Below are 18,944 nucleotides of genomic sequence, written 5' to 3'. Positions count from 1 at the left end.
ATTGGTGTGCCCAGTGCTACCAACGCAAGACTCAGTCCACGCCACGCGGCAAATACAGAGTCACCCGCAACCCGCCCTCACGCAGGTTCAGCAAGCTCACCTCGCCCCCATGGCTGTGGGCGATGTTCCGTGCAATCCCCAACCCCAGCCCATAGCCCTGCTGCTGCCCGGCCAGACGGAAATGCGGCTCGAACACCTGTTCCAGCTGCTGTTGCGGCACCCCGGGCCCCTGGTCATCCACCTGCAGCACAAAGCCCTCTGCCCCGTCGATGATACGTAGCCGCGCCCGTTCGCCGTACTTGATGGCGTTGTCGATCAGGTTTCCGATGCAGCGACGCAACGCCAGCGGCTTGCCCGGGTAAGGCGCCAGCGCCTGGCCCTCGACGGTGATGCGACCATCGCCCAGGTAAGGCTCGGCCAGAATCTCCAGCACCTGGTTAAGGTCGACCGGCTCGATGTTTTCGTGGATGTCGGTGTCCTTCACGCACTGCAAGGCGCCTTTGACCAGCAACTCCAGCTCGTCCAGGTCCTGGCTGAACTTGGCCTGCAATCGCTCGTCTTCCAGCAGTTCGACGCGCAGGCGCAGGCGCGTGATCGGCGTGCGCAGGTCGTGGGAAATGGCGCTGAACAGCTGGCTGCGTTCGGTCAGGTAACGGCTGATACGCTCGCGCATGCTGTTGAATGCCCGGCTCACCTCGACCACTTCGCTGCCGCCCGCTTCAGCCACTGGCGCCACATCGGCACCCAGCGACATCTCTCGGGCGGCCCGCGCCAGGCGCTTCAATGGCCAGCTTTGCCAATGCACCAGCAAGCCGATGAACAGCAACAGCAAGGCCGTGGTCAGCACGATGAAGCCGATCTGCTGGCGCGGCAGGCGTTCGGCTTCCAGCCCCGTGTACGGTTCGGGCAACAGTGAGGCGATGTACAACCATTCGCCCTCGCCCAAGCGGATCTGCGTGACCAGTACCGGGGGTTTCAGCGGCTCCAGGGTCAGCGAATAATGGGCCCATGAGCGCGGCAGTTCGTCGAGTTTGAGGCCGCTGTTGAAGATGCGCAGGTCGTCAGGCCCGACAAACTCCACGGAAATTTCCATCTGCGAACCCAGGCGCTCGTGCAGCACCTGCTGGAATTCATCGATCACCGCCTGCTTGCGAGGGGTGACGGGCAGTGCCTGCATGTCCAGCGGCGTGGCGTTGAGCGACACGAAGAAACGCGTGCCACCCATGCTGCGCAATTGGTCGAGCACCAGCGGCCGATAGGCCACCGGCAGCGAGCGGAAGTAACTGACGCTGGCACTCATGGAATGGGCCAGGCTGCTGGCGCTGGCACGCAGCCCCTGAAGCTGGCTGGCCCGCAGCTGGGAAACCCAGATAATGCTGGACAACCCCTGGGCCAGCAGGACAACCAGCAAGGTCAGCAGCAGCATGCGCCCCAGCAAGGAGCGCGGCAGCAGGCGCCAGCGCCGCTCAGGGCGCACAGCAGACATGCGCCGCCAACAAGTAGCCACTGCCACGCACGGTGCGGATCAGCCGGGGAGGTTTGTCGGTATCGCGCAGGCGCTGGCGCAGACGGCTGACCGCCATGTCGACGATACGGTCCAGCGGCATCGGTTCGCGGCCACGGGTGGCGTTGCCGATGGTGTCGCGGTCGAGGATTTGCTGCGGGTGATCGAGGAACAGTTTGAGCAGGGCAAAGTCGGCGCCAGAGAGGATCACCTCCTCTCCATCACGGTGGAACAGGCGGTGGCTGACCGTGTCCAGGCGCCAGTCGTCGAAGGCCAATACGGCACTGCCCGGCGCCGCCTGGCCGAACTCGGAGCGGCGCAACAAAGCCTTGATTCGCGCTTGCAATTCGCGGGGGCTGAACGGCTTGCCCAGATAGTCGTCAGCGCCCAGCTCCAGGCCGATGACCCGGTCGGCCTCGTCGGAGCTGGCGGTGAGCATGATGATAGGTACGCGCGCCTGGCGTGGGTGCTGGCGTACCCAGCGGCACAAGCTGAAGCCGTCTTCGTCGGGCAACATGACGTCAAGAATGACCAGGTCGCAGGGCGTGGTTTCCAGCGCGTGGCGAAAGCCCTTGCCGTCAGCCTCGGCATGTACCTGGAAGCCGGAGCGGCTCAGGTAGGTTTGCAGCAGTTCACGGATTTCCTGGTCGTCGTCGACCATCAGGATCGATTTGCCGGCAGTGCTCAAGGTGGTCCTTCCTCTTGTTGATTGCAGGTCTTTTTGCCTGCTGTCGGGTAGTGCCATTGGCGCCGCAAAGCGGCTCCATCAGTGATCCAACGCCTGCTGCAACGCTACCCCTGCCCCCTCCAATCCGGAAAATTCCGCCGTCACCAGCCACACCGGCACCCCGGTGAAATAGCCACTCATACACCCCTTGTCGGCAAAACTCGCGGCAAACCCGCTACGCAAGAACAGCTCGGCAAAACGCGGAATCACGCCGCCCACAATATAGACCCCGCCTCGCGCGCCCAGCGTCAGCACATTGTTACCCGCCACTCGCCCAAGGAAACGACAGAACTGCTCGACCACCGCCAGCGCCCGTGGCTCACCGCCCAGTGCGGCATCGGTGATATGCGCCGGGGTCTTGTGCCTGGGCGTGTCGCCGTCCAGCGCACAGATCGCCTGGTACAGCCGCACCAGCCCCCCCCCACTGAGCACGGCCTCGGCGCTGACATGGCCGATCTGACTGTGGATCTGCTGGTGGATTGCCGCTTCGCGAGCATTGCCTACCGGCAGGTCAACATGCCCGCCTTCACCCGGCAGGGCCTTCCAGTGCTGTTCGCCCAGACGCAGCAGCGAGCCCACACCCAGGCCAGTACCTGGCCCGATCACCAGTGCCGGCCTCGAGGGGTCGGCCTGGCCGGGGCACACCTCGCGGAACTCGCCTTCGCGCAGACGCGTCATGCCCAGCGCCATAGCGGTGAAATCATTGATCAGCAACAGTCGCTCGACCTGCAAGGTCTTGCAAAATGCCGTGCGGCTCAGGCGCCAGTGGTTGTTGGTGAAGCGAAATTCATCGCCATCGACCGGGCCGGCCACCGCCAGGCACACCGCCGCCAGGCCACCGCGGGCGATGCCTTGGCTTTCCAGGTAGGCCTCGATGGCCTGCTCGGGGTTGGTGTAGTCCGCGGTGGCGAAAACATTTACTTCATGCAGCTGGTTGTCACGCCACAACGCAAAACGGGCATTGGTGCCGCCAATATCACCAACCAGCAGGTGCTTCATTTGAGGTGCTCCAGGGCCGAGGTAAAGGCACTGGCGCCCTGCTCTGCCGGGCTGAACGCCATGCGCATGAAGCCGAACAGCTCGCGCCCACACCCCAGGTCGTTACCCTGGGGGGCCGGCGGCAGCTCACGGCTGGCCAGTTCTTCGGCCGACACCATGATCCGCAACGTGCCTTCGACTCCGTCGACCCGCACGATATCACCATCGCGCACCCGCGCCAGCGGGCCGCCGTCGTAAGCCTCCGGGCAAACGTGGATGGCCGCGGGGATCTTGCCCGAGGCACCGGACATACGCCCGTCGGTAACCAGCGCCACCTTGTAGCCACGGTCCTGCAATACACCGAGGAACGGGGTGAGCTTGTGCAGTTCCGGCATGCCATTGCAACGCGGGCCCTGGAAGCGCACCACCGCGACAAAGTCACGCTCCAGCTCACCGGCCTTGAACGCGTCGGCCAGCGACTGCTGGTCCTGGAACACCCGCGCCGGGGCCTCGACCACCTGGTGCTCGGGGGCAACGGCAGACACTTTCATCACGCCACGGCCCAGGTTGCCCTCCATCACCCGCAGGCCGCCTTCGGCCGAGAATGGTCGCGACACCGGGCGCAGGATGCTTTCGTCCAGGCTGTGTTGCGGCCCTTCGCGCCACACCAGCTTGCCATTGTCGAGGAAGGGTTCCTGGGTGTAGCGGCGCAGGCCATGGCCGGCCACGGTGTTGACATCTTCGTGCAGCAGGCCGGCATCGAGCAGTTCACGAATCAGGAAGGCCATGCCGCCGGCAGCCTGGAAGTGGTTGATGTCGGCCTTGCCGTTGGGGTACACGTGCGACAGGGTCGGCACCACTTCGGAGAGGTCGGCCATGTCCTGCCAGGTCAGCTGGATACCGGCAGCCTGGGCAATCGCCGGGATGTGCAGGGTGTGGTTGGTCGAGCCGCCAGTAGCGTGCAGCGCGACGATGGAATTGACCAGCGCCTTCTCGTCGACGATTTCGCCCAGCGGCATGAAGCTGCCGCTGGCCTTGGTCATGCGCGTCACCTGCTGCGCAGCCTCGGCGGTGAGTGCGTCACGCAGCGGCGTGTACGGGTTGACGAACGAGGCGCCCGGCAGGTGCAGCCCCATCACTTCCATCACCAGCTGGTTGGTGTTGGCGGTGCCGTAGAAGGTGCAGGTGCCGGGGCTGTGGTAGGAATTCATCTCGGACTCCAACAGCTCTTCGCGGCTGGCCTTGCCTTCGGCATAGCGCTGGCGCACATCGGCCTTCTGCTTGTTGGAGATGCCGGAAACCATAGGCCCACCCGGGACGAAGATGGTCGGCAGGTGGCCAAAGCGCAGCGCGCCCATCATCAGCCCGGGGACGATCTTGTCGCAGATGCCCAGCATGAGTGCTGCGTCGAACATGTTGTGCGACAGCGCTACCGCCGTGGACATCGCGATCACTTCACGGCTGGCGATCGCCAGCTCCATGCCCGGCTCGCCCTGGGTCACCCCGTCGCACATGGCCGGCACGCCACCGGCGAACTGGCCGACCGAGCCGACCTCGCGCAGGGCCTGCTTGATCTGCTCGGGGAAGTGCAAGTAAGGCTGGTGGGCAGACAACATGTCGTTGTAGGCCGAGACGATGGCCACGTTGGCCGCGTTCATCAGGCGCAGAGTCTGCTTGTCTTCGCTGCCGCAACCGGCCACGCCGTGGGCGAAGTTGGCGCACTGCAGGCTGGCACGCATGGGGCCTTCACTGGCCGCACCGCGAATCAGTTGCAGGTAGCGTTCGCGGGTGGCGCGGCTGCGTTCGACCAGCCGCTGGGTGACCTCAAGGATGCGCGGATGCATGTACTGGACTCCAGGCTAATTGTAAGGGCGGTTTACCGGGCATTTCCCCTCCAAACGATTGCGGCCTAGGCTCATGGTTAGGAGCCCGCTGCATCGGTGGAGGCACGTTGCCCAACCACTCGTTGTATATTTAAACAAAATACTGCCACTAAAAAGGCTTGTTTTCTATCAGCCAGTGAATAATCTTGTAATTCCAACAACAAAACCGTTTCAGTGAAGCTCCTTTGTGCCATAGGTTTCACTCGAACTGCCAGAGGTACTGCCATGACCCTTCGCATCGCCATCAATGGATTCGGCCGAATCGGGCGCAATGTCCTGCGCGCACTGTATACCCAAGGCTACCGCCAGGACCTGCAGGTCGTCGCCATCAACGACCTGGGCGACAGCACCATGAACGCCCACCTGCTCAAGTACGACAGTGTCCACGGCACCTTCGACGCGACCGTCGAGGCCGACCACGAAAGCCTGACGGTCAACGGTGACCGTATCGCGGTCAGTGCCATTCGCAATCCGGCCGAACTGCCCTGGAAGGCCGAGGCGATCGACGTGGTGTTCGAGTGCACCGGGCTGTTCACAGACCGCGCCAAAGCCGCTGCGCACCTGGCCGCCGGGGCGGGCAAGGTGATTGTCTCGGCACCGGCCAAGGGTGCCGATGCCACCGTGGTATACGGGGTCAACCACGACATCCTGCGTGCCTCGCACCAGGTCATTTCCAATGCCTCCTGCACCACCAACTGCCTGGCGCCGATCGCCCAGGTGCTGCACCGGGAGTTCGGCATCGAGCAAGGCCTGATGACCACCATCCACGCCTACACCAACGACCAGGTGCTGACTGACGTTTACCACAGCGACCCGTACCGTGCGCGTTCAGCCACCCAGTCGATGATCCCGAGCAAGACCGGTGCCGCCGAGGCCGTGGGCCTGGTGCTGCCGGAGCTGGCCGGCAAGCTGACCGGCATGGCGGTGCGGGTGCCCGTCATCAACGTGTCGTTGGTGGACCTCACCGTCAACCTCAAGCGCGAGGCCACGGCCGAGCAGGTCAACCAGCTGTTCCTCGAGGCCAGCAAGCATTCCAAGGTATTGGGCTACAACGCCCTGCCACTGGTTTCCTGCGATTTCAACCACAACCCGCTGTCGTCGATCTTCGATGCCAACCATACCCGGGCCAACGGGCGGATGCTCAAGGTGCTGGCCTGGTATGACAACGAGTGGGGGTTCAGCAACCGGATGCTGGATAACTGCCTGGCGCTGCACCGGGCTGGCTGACGCGACCCGTGTGGGGGCAACTGTCTTGCTCAATTTCTAAAAGCTGGCGCGATCCCTGTGGGAGCGGCCTTGCGTCGCGAAAGGGCCGTGCAGCGGCCCCAGGATCTCCGCATCATGCATAGATTGCTGGGGCCGCTTTGCGGCCCTATCGCGACACAAGGCCGCTCCCACAAGGGTTGCTCAGGCCTCGTGGCAAACGTGGTCGTCGACCAAGGTATAACGCACCGTGACCGATGAATGGTTAGGGCAGGCTCAAGGTTGCAGGCCGCTCCCACAAAAAGCACACGGCATCCCGCGACTACAATCTTTACCTTTTCCTGATAATTCCACACTTGACCTGCAGCAAGGATGATAAGCATTATCATTAACCTTTCGTCGGCCAGGTCCCCCCGTGAGTCAGTCCCGGTTCAATTCCGTCTTCCTCGTTCAGCGCCTCACCCTGCTGCGTACCCTGCAGCGCATGGTCGGTAACCCCAGCACGGCCGAAGACCTGCTGCAGGAAACCTACCTGCGGGTGTCCCGCGCGCTGGGCGAGCGGCCCATCGAGCACATCGAGCCGTTTGTGTTTCAGACCGCGCGCAACCTGGCGTTGGACCACCTGCGTGCACGCCGGGTGCAGGCACGCATGCTGGTCGACGACGTGCCCGACGAAGTGCTGCACAGTGTCGCCGCGCCCGCCACCAGCAGCGAGGATGCCGCGCACGCCGAGCAGTTGCTCAAGCACCTCAGCGTCAGCCTCAATCAACTGAGCGAGCGCCAACAACGCATTTTCATCCTAAGCCGCCTGCATGGCGCCACCTATCTGGAAATCGCCGAACAACTGAGTGTTTCGCCCAGCACGGTACAAAAGGAACTGAAACTGATCATGGCAATCTGCATGGGTGTTGCCGAACGACTCAAGTAAGCTGACCGCAGGCGAACGGCAACGCAAAGCCCTTGCCACACCCCGCCTTAGTCTTGATCATTCGCAAAAAACCATTCAAGGATTCACCGTGACCGACAGCCCTGCTCCTCGCCCGTCACCTGCCAGGCCTATTGCCCGTGCTCGTGCCATGGACGAGGCGCTTGACTGGCTGGTGCGCCTGCAATGCGCAGATGCCGAGGACACCCAGGCCTTTGAAGCCTGGCTGAGCGCCGCGCCAGAAAACGCCGAGGCCTATGTCGAGGCTGAGGCACTGTGGAACGGTGCGCCGTTGCATCAGGTGGCCACGCACATGCACCAGCGGCAACGCCGCTCATTACGCGGGCGCCTGCGCAGTCACTGGAAACCCCTGGCCACCGCGGCGATGCTGCTGGTCGGGCTGTTCACCGTCGGTAACCTGCCCATGCGCCTGCAGGCCGACCACCTTACGGTGGTCGGCGAGCGCCAGCGCCTGCAACTGGAAGACGGCGCAAAAGTGCTGCTCAACACCAATTCGGCATTCGCCAGCGAACGCCAGGACGGCCGCCAGGTCGCCCGCCTGCTACAGGGCGAGGCTTACTTCCAGGTCCCCGAGGGCGCTCAGTTGCCGCTGGAGGTTGAAGCCGGGCCGTTGCGCGCACAGGTGCGCGACACCGACTTTGCCGTGCGCTACCTTGACGGCGAGGCCCAGGTACGGGTGCAACGCGGTGATGTCGACCTGCAGGGGGATCGTGACCAGCGCATCCGCTTGACTGCCGGCGACAGCATCAGCGTCGGCCCCCAGGGCTTTGGCCAGCGCCAGCGCCCCGACATGCACAAGGACCTGGCCTGGATCGACGGCCGTCTGGTGTTCGAGAACTGCCCGTTGAGCCAGGTACTGGCCGAAGTGCAGCGCTACTACCCGGGCTGGATCATCAACCGCAATGCGCAGCTGGAGAACGTTGCCGTCACCGGTAACTATCGCCTCGACCAGCCGCTGGAAACCCTGCGCGCACTGGCCCACATCACCTCGGCACAACTGCATGAGTACCCGGCGCTGGTCATCCTGAACTGACCCCTGAATTATTTTTACGCGATCGCACTCGCCCGCCCGTCTCGTTATAGCCAATGCAACTGATTCTTGTTTAAAGCAAGAACAGCCATCACCTATAACAGCCCGCGCGTCTGGGAGCGCTTCCGATGTCCACTGGTCCTACCCGCTCGTCCAACCTTCCCCGCCGTACAGGACAACTGTCCCTGTTGACCCTTGCTCTGCTCGCCAGCGGCGCCTGCAGCCTGCCGGCGCTGGCCGCCGAGCCGGCCCAGGCCAGCAGCCCGCGCATGGGCGACTACCGCTTCAGCATCGGCCAGCAGCCGCTGGTGTCGGCGATCAACGCCTTCAGCCAGGTCACCGGCTGGCAGGTCGGCTTCAGCGCCGAGCTGGCCGACGGCGTGGCTTCGCCAGGCGTACAAGGTTCGCTGCCGCCAGATGCTGCCCTCAAGCGCCTGTTGCGGGGTACCGGGCTGAGTTTTCGCAAGATCAGCAACGGCAATGTGGTACTGGAGCGCCAAGCCGCAAGCAACGTGATTGCACTGCAGCAGGTGACCGTCAGCGCCACCCGCAGCGCACAGGACGTCAGCCAGGTGCCGAGCACTGTCAGCGTGCAGACCCGTGAGCAACTGGACCGGCAGAACGTGAACAATATCCAGGATCTGGTGCGCTACGAGCCGGGTGTGTCGGTATCCGGAACCGGCCAACGCAGCGGGCTGAACGGCTACAACATCCGTGGTATCGACGGCGAGCGGATCCTCACCCAAGTCGACGGCGTGTCGATCCCCGACAGCTTCTTCTACGGCCCCTACGCCCAAACCCAGCGCAACTACGTCGACCCGGAAATCGTCAAGCGTGTGGAAATCCTCCGCGGCCCGGCCTCGGTGTTGTATGGCAGCAACGCCATCGGCGGTGCGGTGAGCTACTTCACCCTCGACCCGGACGACATCATCAAGCCCGGTAAAGACGTGGGGGCACGCCTGAAAACCGGCTACAGCTCGGCCGACGAAAGCTGGCTGACCTCCGCCACCGTCGCCGGCCGCCAGGGTGATTTCGACGGCCTGCTGCACCTGAGCCAGCGCAACGGCCACGAGACCGAAACCCACGGCAGCCACAGTGGCGACGGCCTGTCGCGCACCGAAGCCAACCCGATGGACGTGCGCACCACCAACGTGCTGGCCAAGCTGGGCTGGAACTACGCCGACGACGCGCGCCTGGGGTTCACCTACGAGCGCTACAAAGATGACCGCGACCAGAACATCCTCAGCGCGGTGGGTGGGCCGTTCATCCCCGGCTTTGGTGGCATGAACTCGTACCGCATGCGCCAAGGCAACGACACGATCACCCGTGAACGCTTCGGCCTCAATCATGAATTCGACCTCGATAGCGTGGTCGCAGATCACGTCAAATGGAGCCTCAACTACCAGATCGCGAAGACCGACCAACGTACCGATGAGCTGTATGTCGCCTCGGGACGCCAAGTGCTTCGGGACCGGCAGACTACCTACAAGGATCGCCAGTGGGTATTCGACGCCCAATTGGACAAGGCCTTCAGCATTGGCCAAACCGACCACCTGTTTACCTACGGCACCACATTCAAACAGGAGAAAGTAACGGGTTCACGTAGCGGCACCGGCACTTGCCTGAACATCGGGGGTACCTGTACAGCCATCGGACAGGACAGCGCGCGTGACGGCCAGGCCTTGGTCAGCGACTTCCCGGACCCGACCGTGAATACCTACAGCCTGTTCGCGCAGGATGAAATCCGCTGGAACAACTGGACCTTCATGCCCGGCGCGCGCTACGACTACACCCGTATGGAGCCCAAATTCACCGAGGCATTCCTGCGCGGTCTGGAGTCCAGCGGTACGGCGCCTACCTCCCAGGACGATTCGGACAAGAAGTGGCACCGCGTCTCGCCCAAGTTCGGCCTGACCTACGCCTTCAACGACAATTACACCTGGTACGGCCAATATGCAGAGGGCTTCCGCACGCCGACCGCCAAAGCCATGTATGGCCGCTTCCAGAACCTGGACCAAGGCTACCGCGTGGAGGGCAACCCGAACCTTGAGCCTGAAAAGAGCAAAAGCTACGAAACCGGCCTGCGTGGCAACTTCGACGCCGGCAACTTCGACGTGGCAGTGTTCTACAACAAGTACCGTGATTTCATCGACGAAGATGCCGTGCAAAGCGCCAACCTGGAACAGACCTTCCAGGCCAACAACATCAAGCACGCCACCATCAAGGGTGCCGAATTCAAGGGCCGCCTGAACCTCGACCACTTCGGCGCACCGCAGGGCCTCTATACTCAAACCTCGATTGCCTACACCTATGGTCGTAACGATGACACCGGTCAACCGCTGAACAGTGTCAACCCGCTCAAAGGCGTATTCGGCCTGGGCTACGAGCAGCAGAACTACGGTGGCTTGCTGAGCTGGACGCTGGTCAAGCGCAAGACCCGTGTCGACGACAGCACCTTTTATTCGCCTGACGGTTCTACCTCGAAGTTCCGCACCCCGGGCTACGGTGTGCTGGACCTGACCGGCTACTACAAGGTCACCGACGACGTCACCATCAACGCCGGGCTGTACAACCTTACCGACAAGAAGTACTGGCAGTGGGATTCGGTGCGCAGCTACGACGGCCAGGGTGAGGCGGCTGTGACCCAGCCAGCCAACATCGACCGCCTGACCATGCCGGGGCGCAACTTCGGTATCAATGTGGTTTGGGATATCTGAGGCGTTACGTCTGTACCGGCCTCTTTGCGGGTAAACCCGCGAAGAGGCCGGTACTGGCAACACAAATACCGGCTTTTTTTACTGTCCCGCTCCCGCTGTTTCGTCTTGTATCTAGACGCCCTCTTTCCAAGGACTGCCCCATGACCGAACGCCCATCCCTGCGCTCCCAACGCCTGAACCAGATCACCCACGCCCCGCACGCCGAACTGGATGCCCTGGTCAAATCCCACGCGCCTTTCGACAGCCGCGAAAGCTTCGCCCGCTTCGTCGTCGCGCAGTACCTGTTCCAGTCCGAGCTGCAGGCCCTGTACAACGACCCTCAGCTGATCGCCATCGTCCCTGATCTGGCTGAGCGCTGCCGTGCCGACCAGGCCCGCCTGGACCTTGCCGACCTCGACACCGAAGTACCGGCCGCCGTACCGGGTGCCGTGGGCAAGCTGAGCCTGGGCGAGGCAATGGGCTGGATCTTCGTCTCCGAAGGCTCCAAACTGGGCGCTGCGTTTCTGATCAAGCGTGCCGTGGCCCTGGAACTGTCCGACAGCTTCGGTGCCCGTCACCTGGGGGAGCCCGCCGGTGGCCGTGCCGAAGGCTGGAAGCAGTTCACCCGCATCCTCGATGGCCTGGCGCTCTCGCCGGAAGAGGAAGCGGCTGCCGAGCGCGGTGCAGTGGCCGCTTTCGAGCGCTTCACCGAGCTGCTCAAGCACGCCTACGCTGCGGATGCCGCGCTGGTCTGATACGCCGAAGCCGGCCACCCCTCCGGTGGCCGAACCGTTTTATGCAGTGAGAACATGACCCGACCAGCCCGCTCGAAACTCGCCCGCCTGTTGTATGGAATCCTGGCCTACGTGAGCCTCGGGGTGGGCCTGGTCGCCATTGTGATTCCTGGCTTGCCGACCACCGAGTTCATCCTGCTGGCCGCCTGGGCCGCCACGCGCAGCTCACCGCGCCTGTCGGCATGGCTGGAGAACCACCGGCTGTTCGGGCCAATTCTGCATAACTGGCGCAACGGCAAGGTGATCCAGCGCCGGGCCAAGGTCAGCGCAACCATCAGCATGCTGCTGTGCGCGGGCCTGATGCTGACCTTTCTGGAACACCACTGGCCAGTATTCCTGGCAATCGCCGGCATGACCCTGGGCAACCTGTGGATCTGGTCACGCCCGGAACACGCCTGCCCTGCCCCGTCACAAGCTCAGCAGCCCTGAATACAAGGCGTAGGCCGCCAGCGCGGCACCCACCAGCACGGCGGCGAAAATCAGCTTTTCCCAGGCCGTGAACAACGTCTGCCCCTGCTCATGCTTGGCCCTCGCGAACAAGATGACGCCGGGGGCGTACAGCAGCGCCGAAAGCAGCAGGTACTTGAGCCCGCCGGCATACAGCAGCCACACGGCATACAGCAGGGCAACCAGCGCCACCAGCAAGTCCTTGCGCCGCAACCTCGGCTGCCCGGCATAGGTTTCTGCGCGCATCGCCAGCAACACGGCATACGCCGCAGACCACAGGTAGGGCACCAGGATCATCGACGAGGCCAGGTAGATCAGACTGGTGTACGTACCGGCGGAGAACAGCGTAATCAGCAGGAAACCCTGAATCATGCAGTTGGTCAGCCACAGGGCGTTAGCCGGCACATGGTTGGCGTTTTCCTTGGCCAGAAAGCGCGGCATGGTCTTGTCCCGCGCCGTGGCGTAAAGGATTTCGGCACACAGCAGCGCCCATGAAAGCAAGGCGCCAAGCAGCGAGACCGCCAGGCCGAGGCTGATCAGCAAGGCGCCCCAGGGGCCGACGATATGCTCCAGCACCGAGGCCAGCGAGGGGTTCTGCAGCCCGGCCAGTTCCGGTTGGGTCATGATGCCCAGCGACAACACGTTGACCAGCACCAGCAGCGCCAGCACACCCAGAAAACCGATGACCGTGGCCTTGCCCACGTCTGACCGACGCTGGGCGCGCCCGGAATACACGCTGGCACCCTCTATGCCGATGAACACGAATACGGTCACCAGCATCATGTTGCGCACCTGCTCCAGCACGCTGCCGAATTGTGGGTTGCTCAAGCCCCAGATATCCCGGGTGAAGATATCGGCGCGGAAGGCGAATGCCGCGATCACCACGAAAATCAGCAAAGGCACCACTTTGGCGACGGTGGTGACCTGGTTGATGAAGGCCGCCTCCTTGATGCCGCGCAGTACCAGGAAGTGCACCGACCACAGCAGCAGCGAGGCACAACCGATGGCGATGGGTGTGTTGCCTTCGCCGAACACCGGGAAGTAGAAACCCAGGGTGCTGAACAGCAGTACGAAGTAGCCGACATTGCCCAGCCAGGCGCTGATCCAGTAGCCCCAGGCCGAGGAAAAGCCCATGTACTCGCCAAAGCCGGCCTTGGCGTAGGCATATACCCCTGAGTCCAGTTCCGGCTTGCGGTTGGCCAGGGTCTGGAACACGAAGGCCAGGGCCAACATGCCGACTGCGGTGATCCCCCAGCCGATCAGCACTGCGCCCACATCAGCACGCGCGGCCATGTTCTGCGGTAGCGAGAAGATCCCGCCGCCAATCATCGACCCGACCACCAGCGCGATCAGCGCGCCCAGGCGTAGCTTCTGTCCCGGTTCGCTCATGAGCCTCCCTTTCTTCCAGCCTGTCATGCGTTTGAAACAGCCTTGCGGGCTATATAAATACCGTTACTTATACTGAAGCCGTGCGCCCAACCTATATCACTAATAACTGCTTTGTCTATGTACCTGCTCCCTCAAAACTAGCAGCAGTCCAGCAACTAGAAAAGAAACGGATAAAACTCGAAATTCTTGTGAAAAATTTGCTAAAGCGGCAAAAGCGGCTAGTTTCAAGCTTCGCAGGCTGAACAGAGCGTTTGCTCTAGAAGGACATGGAGGTGCCAGCACACAAGGCCTGCAGCTCAAGCTGTCGGCACTCTCCAGGAGCACCCGTGAAGGAAATTTCCTACCTTCACGTCGCCTTAAACTGACGTAAGTCAGGTCAAGGCAACGGCGTCGGATCTATTCTGTCGTCAACTTTCTCCTGGCAGGAGTTGTTAAATGTCTGATTCATCCGGAAAACTAAAGCTCGGCGCATTAGTTGCACTTGTCGTCGGTTCGATGATTGGCGGCGGGATCTTCTCGCTGCCGCAAAACATGGCCGCCAGCGCAGGGGTTGGGGCCGTGTTGATCGGTTGGGGGATCACCGCGGTCGGCATGCTGACCCTGGCTTTCGTGTTCCAGACCCTGGCCAACCGCAAGCCTGACCTGGATGGCGGGGTGTATGCCTATGCCAAGGCCGGCTTCGGCGACTACATGGGCTTTTCCTCGGCCTGGGGCTACTGGATCAGTGCCTGGCTGGGCAACGTCGGCTACTTCGTACTGCTGTTCAGCACCCTGGGTTACTTCTTCCCGATCTTCGGTGAAGGCAACACCCCAGCCGCCATCATTGGCGCGTCGATCCTGTTGTGGGCGGTGCACTTTCTGGTACTGCGCGGCATCAAGGAGGCAGCCTTCATCAACCTGGTCACCACTGTGGCCAAAGTGGTGCCGCTGGTGCTGTTCGCCCTGATCTGCCTGTTCGCCTTCAGGCTCGACATCTTCACCGCCGATATCTGGGCCGTAGGCACGCCAGAGCTTGGCAGCGTCATGAACCAAGTGCGCAACATGATGCTGGTTACCGTGTGGGTGTTCATTGGCATCGAGGGCGCGAGCATCTTCTCGGCGCGGGCGGAAAAACGCACCGACGTGGGCAAGGCAACGGTGATCGGCTTCGTGACCGTGCTGCTGTTCCTGGTGTTGGTCAACGTGCTGTCGCTGGGCATCATGACTCAACCGGAACTGGCCAAGCTGCAGAACCCATCGATGGCTGCCGTGCTGGAGCATGTGGTCGGCCACTGGGGGGCGGTGCTGATCAGCGTCGGCCTGGTCATCTCGCTGCTCGGGGCGCTGCTGTCGTGGGTGCTGTTGTGCGCCGAGATCATGTTCGCCGCAGCCAAGGACCACACCATGCCGGAGTTCCTGCGCCGCGAGAACGCCAAACAGGTACCGGCCAACGCCCTGTGGCTGACCAACGCCATGGTGCAGATCTTTCTGGTCATCACGCTGTTCTCAAGCAGCACCTACCTGTCTCTGATCTACCTCGCCACCTCGATGATCCTGGTGCCCTACCTGTGGTCGGCAGCCTATGCGTTCTTGCTGGCACTGCGCAGCGAAACCTACGAACAGGCCCTGGCCGAACGCAAGAAGGACCTGATCATCGGTGGCATCGCCCTGTTGTACGCCATCTGGCTGCTGTACGCCGGCGGCGTGAAATACCTGCTGCTCTCTGCCCTGCTCTACGCACCTGGCGCCATCCTGTTCGCCAAGGCCAAGCGTGAGGTGGGCAAACCGGTCTTCACCAACGTGGAAAAACTGATCTTCGCAGCCGTGGTCATTGGCGCCCTGGTGGCAGCCTTTGGCCTGTATGACGGCTTCCTGACCCTTTGACCCACGTCTTCGCTCAATTGGAGGAATGAAACCATGTCCGCTGAAAAACAGAAGTACGGTGTCCACTCCGAAGCCGGCAAACTGCGCAAAGTGATGGTTTGCGCACCGGGCCTGGCGCACAAGCGCCTGACGCCGAGCAACTGTGATGAACTGCTGTTCGACGATGTGATCTGGGTCGACCAGGCCAAGCGTGACCATTTCGACTTCGTCACCAAGATGCGCGAGCGTGGTGTGGATGTGCTGGAGATGCACAACCTGCTGACCGATATCGTGCAGAACAAAGAGGCCCTCAAGTGGATCCTCGACCGCAAGATCACCCCTGACACCGTCGGCGTAGGCCTGACCAACGAAGTGCGCAGCTGGCTCGAAGGCCTGGAGCCACGCCACCTGGCCGAATTCCTGATCGGCGGCGTGGCAGGCCAGGACCTGCCGCAGAGCGAAGGCGCCGAAGTCGTGAAGATGTACAACGACTACCTGGGCCACTCCAGCTTCATCCTGCCACCCCTGCCCAACACCCAGTTCACCCGCGACACCACCTGCTGGATCTACGGCGGCGTGACGCTGAACCCGATGTACTGGCCGGCGCGTCGCCAGGAAACCCTGTTGACCACCGCCATCTACAAGTTCCACAAGGCGTTCACCGAGGCCGACTTCCAGGTGTGGTATGGCGACCCGGACAAGGACCATGGCAACGCCACGCTCGAAGGCGGTGATGTGATGCCGATCGGCAATGGCATCGTGCTCATCGGCATGGGCGAGCGCACCTCGCGCCAGGCCATCGGCCAGCTCGCGCAAAACCTGTTCGCCAAGGGCGCCGTCAAGGAAGTGATCGTCGCCGGCCTGCCAAAGTCCCGCGCCGCCATGCACCTGGACACTGTCTTCAGCTTCTGCGACCGCGACCTGGTCACGGTCTTCCCGGAAGTGGTGAAAGAGATTGTGCCATTCATCATCCGCCCGGACGAAAGCAAGCCTTACGGCATGGATGTACGCCGCATCAACAAGTCGTTCATCGAAGTGGTGGGCGAGCAACTGGGTGTCAAGCTGCGCGTGGTCGAGACCGGCGGCAACAGCTTCGCCGCCGAGCGCGAACAGTGGGATGACGGTAACAACGTGGTGGCCATCGAGCCGGGCGTGGTCATTGGCTACGACCGCAACACCTACACCAACACCCTGCTGCGCAAGGCCGGCATCGAGGTCATCACCATCAGCGCCGGCGAACTGGGCCGGGGCCGTGGCGGCGGCCACTGCATGACCTGCCCTATCGTGCGCGACCCGATCGACTACTAACGACCATTACGCCCGGCCGCACCCATGAAGTGGCGGCCGGGACATCACCGAACTCAAGGAGAAACTGTCATGGCGTTCAACATTCACAACCGCAACTTGCTCAGCCTGGAACACCACACCACCCGCGAGTTGCGCTACCTGCTGGACCTGTCCCGCGACCTCAAGCGCGCCAAGTACACGGGCACCGAGCAGCAGCACCTGAAGGGCAACAACATCGCCCTGATCTTCGAAAAAACCTCCACCCGTACCCGTTGTGCATTCGAAGTCGCAGCCTATGACCAAGGCGCCAACGTCACCTACATCGACCCCAACTCCTCGCAGATCGGCCACAAGGAAAGCATGAAGGACACCGCCCGAGTGCTCGGGCGCATGTATGACGCCATCGAGTACCGTGGCTTCAAGCAGGAAATCGTCGAAGAGCTGGCCAAGTTCGCCGGCGTGCCGGTGTTCAACGGCCTGACCGACGAATATCACCCCACCCAGATGATCGCCGACGTGCTGACCATGCGTGAGCACAGCGACAAGCCGCTGCACGACATCAGCTACGCCTACCTGGGCGATGCCCGCAACAACATGGGCAACTCGCTGCTGCTGATCGGCGCCAAGCTGGGCATGGATGTGCGCATCGCCGCGCCCAAGGCACTGTGGCCGCACGACGACCTGGTCGAGCGCTGCAAGCAGTACGCTGAAGAAAGCGGCGCACGCATTACCCTCACCGAAGACCCGAAAGCCGCGGTCAAGGGTGTCGACTTTGTGCATACCGACGTGTGGGTATCGATGGGCGAGCCGATCGAAGCCTGGGGTGAGCGCATCAAGCAGCTCAAGCCTTATCAGGTGAATGCCGAACTGATGAAGTCCACCGGCAACCCGCGGACCAAGTTCATGCACTGCCTGCCGGCATTCCACAACTCCGACACCAAGGTAGGCAAGCAGATCGCCGAACAATACCCGGACCTGGCCAACGGCATCGAAGTGACCGATGACGTGTTCGAATCGCCAGCGTGCATCGCCTTCGAGCAGGCGGAAAACCGCATGCACACGATCAAGGCGATCCTGGTATCGACCCTGGCTGATCTATAAGTAGCCCGCAGTCCCTGTGGGAGCGGGCGTGCCCGCGAAGGCGTCAGCCGCATCATCGATGATGTCAGGTCTGGCCTCTTCGCGGGCATGCCCGCTCCCACAGCGAACTCCGCAGCCTCCGTGCAGCGACAGTCCATTCATTCTTTCGCTAAAGGACATTACCATGCGTATCGTTGTTGCATTGGGCGGCAACGCCCTGCTTCGTCGCGGCGAGCCCATGACCGCTGACAACCAGCGCGCCAATATCCGCACCGCCACCGAACAGATCGCCAAGATTCACCCTGGCAACGAGCTGGTCATCGCCCACGGCAACGGCCCGCAAGTGGGTCTGCTGTCGCTTCAGGCCCTGTCGTACAAGCCAGACGAGGCCTACCCGCTGGACGTGCTGGGTGCCGAGACCGAGGGCATGATCGGTTACATGATCGAACAGGAACTGGGCAACCTGCTGGCCTTCGAGGTGCCATTCGCCACCTTGCTCACCCAAGTGGAAGTGGATGCCAACGACCCGGCCTTCAAGGACCCGACCAAGTTCATCGGCCCGGTCTACAGCAAGGAAGAGGCCGAGCGTCTGGCCAAGGAAAAGGGCTGGGTGGTCAAGGCCGACGGCGACAAGTACCGCCGCGTGGTAGCCAGCCCGAAACCCAAGCGCATCTTCGAAATTCGCCCGATCAAGTGGCTGCTGGAAAAAAGCAGCATCGTGATTTGCGCAGGCGGTGGCGGCATCCCCACCCTGTACGATGAAAACCGCAAGCTCAAAGGCATCGAGGCGGTGATCGACAAAGACCTGTGCTCGGCGCTGCTGGCCGAGCAATTGGAAGCCGACCTTCTGATTATCGCCACCGACGTCGATGCAGCCTACATTGACTGGGGCAAGCCGACGCAGAAGGCCATCGCCCAGGCCCACCCGGACGCGTTGGAAACGCTGGGGTTTGCCGCCGGCTCCATGGGGCCGAAGGTGCAGGCTGCCTGCGACTTTGCCCGCAACACCGGCAAGGTGGCGGTGATCAGTTCGCTGGAGAACATCGAAGGCATCGTCAAAGGCAAAGCCGGCACTCGGGTTTCCACCGAGAAGCCGGGGATCAGCTACCGTTGAATGCAGTCGGCGGGCTTACGCGGC

At 62.5% G+C, this 18,944-nt stretch carries 16 protein-coding genes; 10 read left to right on the top strand and 6 right to left on the bottom strand.

The annotated features are described in order from the left end of the window. Window positions 1–31 precede the first annotated feature (31 nt). The 5 genes from REH59_RS05205 to REH59_RS05185 all read right to left on the bottom strand — a co-directional run bounded on the left by REH59_RS05205 (window position 32) and on the right by REH59_RS05185 (window position 5,319). Window positions 32–1,486 (bottom strand): ATP-binding protein, encoded by a 1,455-nt coding sequence (locus tag REH59_RS05205; protein ID WP_014860123.1) that lies wholly within the window; start codon window positions 1,484–1,486, stop codon window positions 32–34. Continuing rightward, window positions 1,467–2,192 carry a two-component system response regulator GltR gene (gltR, locus tag REH59_RS05200; protein ID WP_003255055.1) on the bottom strand — a complete coding sequence of 242 codons (726 nt, stop codon included), beginning with the start codon at window positions 2,190–2,192 and terminating at the stop codon, window positions 1,467–1,469. Before gltR ends, REH59_RS05205 begins: the two co-directional genes overlap by 20 nt. A 78-nt stretch (window positions 2,193–2,270) precedes the next feature. Next, complete coding sequence (locus tag REH59_RS05195; protein WP_004575645.1) at window positions 2,271–3,230, bottom strand: glucokinase; 960 nt, start codon at window positions 3,228–3,230, stop codon at window positions 2,271–2,273. After that, a complete protein-coding gene (gene edd, locus REH59_RS05190) occupies window positions 3,227–5,053 on the bottom strand; it encodes a phosphogluconate dehydratase (protein WP_003255057.1) in 1,827 nt (608 codons plus the stop codon). The genes REH59_RS05195 and edd overlap by 4 nt, the downstream gene beginning before the upstream one ends. Window positions 5,054–5,130: 77 nt before the next feature. Then, a complete protein-coding gene (locus REH59_RS05185; protein ID WP_135007147.1) occupies window positions 5,131–5,319 on the bottom strand; it encodes a hypothetical protein in 189 nt (62 codons plus the stop codon). On the opposite strand from REH59_RS05185, the gene gap reads away from it, so the two are divergent. The 6 genes from gap to REH59_RS05155 all read left to right on the top strand — a co-directional run bounded on the left by gap (window position 5,318) and on the right by REH59_RS05155 (window position 12,190). Further along, window positions 5,318–6,319, top strand: coding sequence for a type I glyceraldehyde-3-phosphate dehydrogenase (gene gap, locus REH59_RS05180; RefSeq protein WP_014589858.1), 1,002 nt, complete (start codon window positions 5,318–5,320; stop codon window positions 6,317–6,319). The two genes, REH59_RS05185 and gap, sit on opposite strands and share 2 nt — an antisense overlap. A 391-nt stretch (window positions 6,320–6,710) precedes the next feature. Continuing rightward, window positions 6,711–7,223 (top strand): RNA polymerase sigma factor, encoded by a 513-nt coding sequence (locus REH59_RS05175; protein ID WP_003255059.1) that lies wholly within the window; start codon window positions 6,711–6,713, stop codon window positions 7,221–7,223. Window positions 7,224–7,311: 88 nt separating this feature from the next. Next, window positions 7,312–8,274 (top strand): FecR family protein, encoded by a 963-nt coding sequence (locus REH59_RS05170; protein WP_014860122.1) that lies wholly within the window; start codon window positions 7,312–7,314, stop codon window positions 8,272–8,274. A 125-nt stretch (window positions 8,275–8,399) separates the two neighbouring features. After that, a complete protein-coding gene (locus REH59_RS05165) occupies window positions 8,400–10,988 on the top strand; it encodes a TonB-dependent receptor (protein WP_128573645.1) in 2,589 nt (862 codons plus the stop codon). Between the two features lie 140 nt (window positions 10,989–11,128). Next, the gene (locus REH59_RS05160; RefSeq protein WP_003255063.1) at window positions 11,129–11,722 is read left to right on the top strand and encodes a biliverdin-producing heme oxygenase; all 594 of its coding nucleotides are present in this window, start codon (window positions 11,129–11,131) and stop codon (window positions 11,720–11,722) included. 54 nt (window positions 11,723–11,776) lie between these two features. Next, window positions 11,777–12,190, top strand: coding sequence for a YbaN family protein (locus tag REH59_RS05155; RefSeq protein WP_003255065.1), 414 nt, complete (start codon window positions 11,777–11,779; stop codon window positions 12,188–12,190). On the opposite strand, the gene arcD (REH59_RS05150) is transcribed toward REH59_RS05155, so the two are convergent. Next, window positions 12,170–13,597 carry an arginine-ornithine antiporter gene (arcD, locus tag REH59_RS05150; protein ID WP_003255067.1) on the bottom strand — a complete coding sequence of 476 codons (1,428 nt, stop codon included), beginning with the start codon at window positions 13,595–13,597 and terminating at the stop codon, window positions 12,170–12,172. The two genes, REH59_RS05155 and arcD (REH59_RS05150), sit on opposite strands and share 21 nt — an antisense overlap. Before the next feature lie 435 nt (window positions 13,598–14,032). On the opposite strand from arcD (REH59_RS05150), the gene arcD (REH59_RS05145) reads away from it, so the two are divergent. The 4 genes from arcD (REH59_RS05145) to arcC all read left to right on the top strand — a co-directional run bounded on the left by arcD (REH59_RS05145) (window position 14,033) and on the right by arcC (window position 18,920). Next, window positions 14,033–15,460 (top strand): arginine-ornithine antiporter, encoded by a 1,428-nt coding sequence (gene arcD / locus REH59_RS05145; RefSeq protein WP_003255071.1) that lies wholly within the window; start codon window positions 14,033–14,035, stop codon window positions 15,458–15,460. Window positions 15,461–15,493: 33 nt separating this feature from the next. After that, window positions 15,494–16,747 carry an arginine deiminase gene (gene arcA, locus REH59_RS05140; protein ID WP_003255072.1) on the top strand — a complete coding sequence of 418 codons (1,254 nt, stop codon included), beginning with the start codon at window positions 15,494–15,496 and terminating at the stop codon, window positions 16,745–16,747. 69 nt (window positions 16,748–16,816) lie between these two features. After that, entirely contained in the window at window positions 16,817–17,827 is a 1,011-nt protein-coding gene (locus REH59_RS05135; RefSeq protein ID WP_003255074.1) for an ornithine carbamoyltransferase, read from the top strand. Between the two features lie 163 nt (window positions 17,828–17,990). Then, window positions 17,991–18,920, top strand: a complete 930-nt coding sequence (arcC, locus tag REH59_RS05130; RefSeq protein ID WP_014860119.1) for a carbamate kinase — start codon at window positions 17,991–17,993, stop codon at window positions 18,918–18,920. The last annotated feature ends 24 nt before the right edge of the window (window positions 18,921–18,944 follow it).

The organism is Pseudomonas sp. BO3-4, from assembly GCF_034044115.1.
Taxonomy (GTDB): domain Bacteria; phylum Pseudomonadota; class Gammaproteobacteria; order Pseudomonadales; family Pseudomonadaceae; genus Aquipseudomonas; species Aquipseudomonas alloputida.
The sequence above is the reverse complement of the archived record's forward strand: the minus strand, read 5'-3'. Positions and strand labels throughout refer to the sequence as shown.

Bases quoted from the DNA above. Each gene is read 5' to 3' on its own strand.
- REH59_RS05205 (WP_014860123.1), bottom strand. From the start codon at position 1,486: ATGTCTGCTGTGCGCCCTGAGCGGCGCTGGCGCCTGCTGCCGCGCTCC.
- REH59_RS05195 (WP_004575645.1), bottom strand. From the start codon at position 3,230: ATGAAGCACCTGCTGGTTGGTGATATTGGCGGCACCAATGCCCGTTTT.
- edd (WP_003255057.1), bottom strand. From the start codon at position 5,053: ATGCATCCGCGCATCCTTGAGGTCACCCAGCGGCTGGTCGAACGCAGC.
- gap (WP_014589858.1), top strand. From the start codon at position 5,318: ATGACCCTTCGCATCGCCATCAATGGATTCGGCCGAATCGGGCGCAAT.
- REH59_RS05185 (WP_135007147.1), bottom strand. From the start codon at position 5,319: ATGGCAGTACCTCTGGCAGTTCGAGTGAAACCTATGGCACAAAGGAGC.
- REH59_RS05165 (WP_128573645.1), top strand. From the start codon at position 8,400: ATGTCCACTGGTCCTACCCGCTCGTCCAACCTTCCCCGCCGTACAGGA.
- REH59_RS05160 (WP_003255063.1), top strand. From the start codon at position 11,129: ATGACCGAACGCCCATCCCTGCGCTCCCAACGCCTGAACCAGATCACC.
- REH59_RS05155 (WP_003255065.1), top strand. From the start codon at position 11,777: ATGACCCGACCAGCCCGCTCGAAACTCGCCCGCCTGTTGTATGGAATC.
- arcD (WP_003255067.1), bottom strand. From the start codon at position 13,597: ATGAGCGAACCGGGACAGAAGCTACGCCTGGGCGCGCTGATCGCGCTG.
- arcD (WP_003255071.1), top strand. From the start codon at position 14,033: ATGTCTGATTCATCCGGAAAACTAAAGCTCGGCGCATTAGTTGCACTT.
- arcA (WP_003255072.1), top strand. From the start codon at position 15,494: ATGTCCGCTGAAAAACAGAAGTACGGTGTCCACTCCGAAGCCGGCAAA.
- REH59_RS05135 (WP_003255074.1), top strand. From the start codon at position 16,817: ATGGCGTTCAACATTCACAACCGCAACTTGCTCAGCCTGGAACACCAC.
- arcC (WP_014860119.1), top strand. From the start codon at position 17,991: ATGCGTATCGTTGTTGCATTGGGCGGCAACGCCCTGCTTCGTCGCGGC.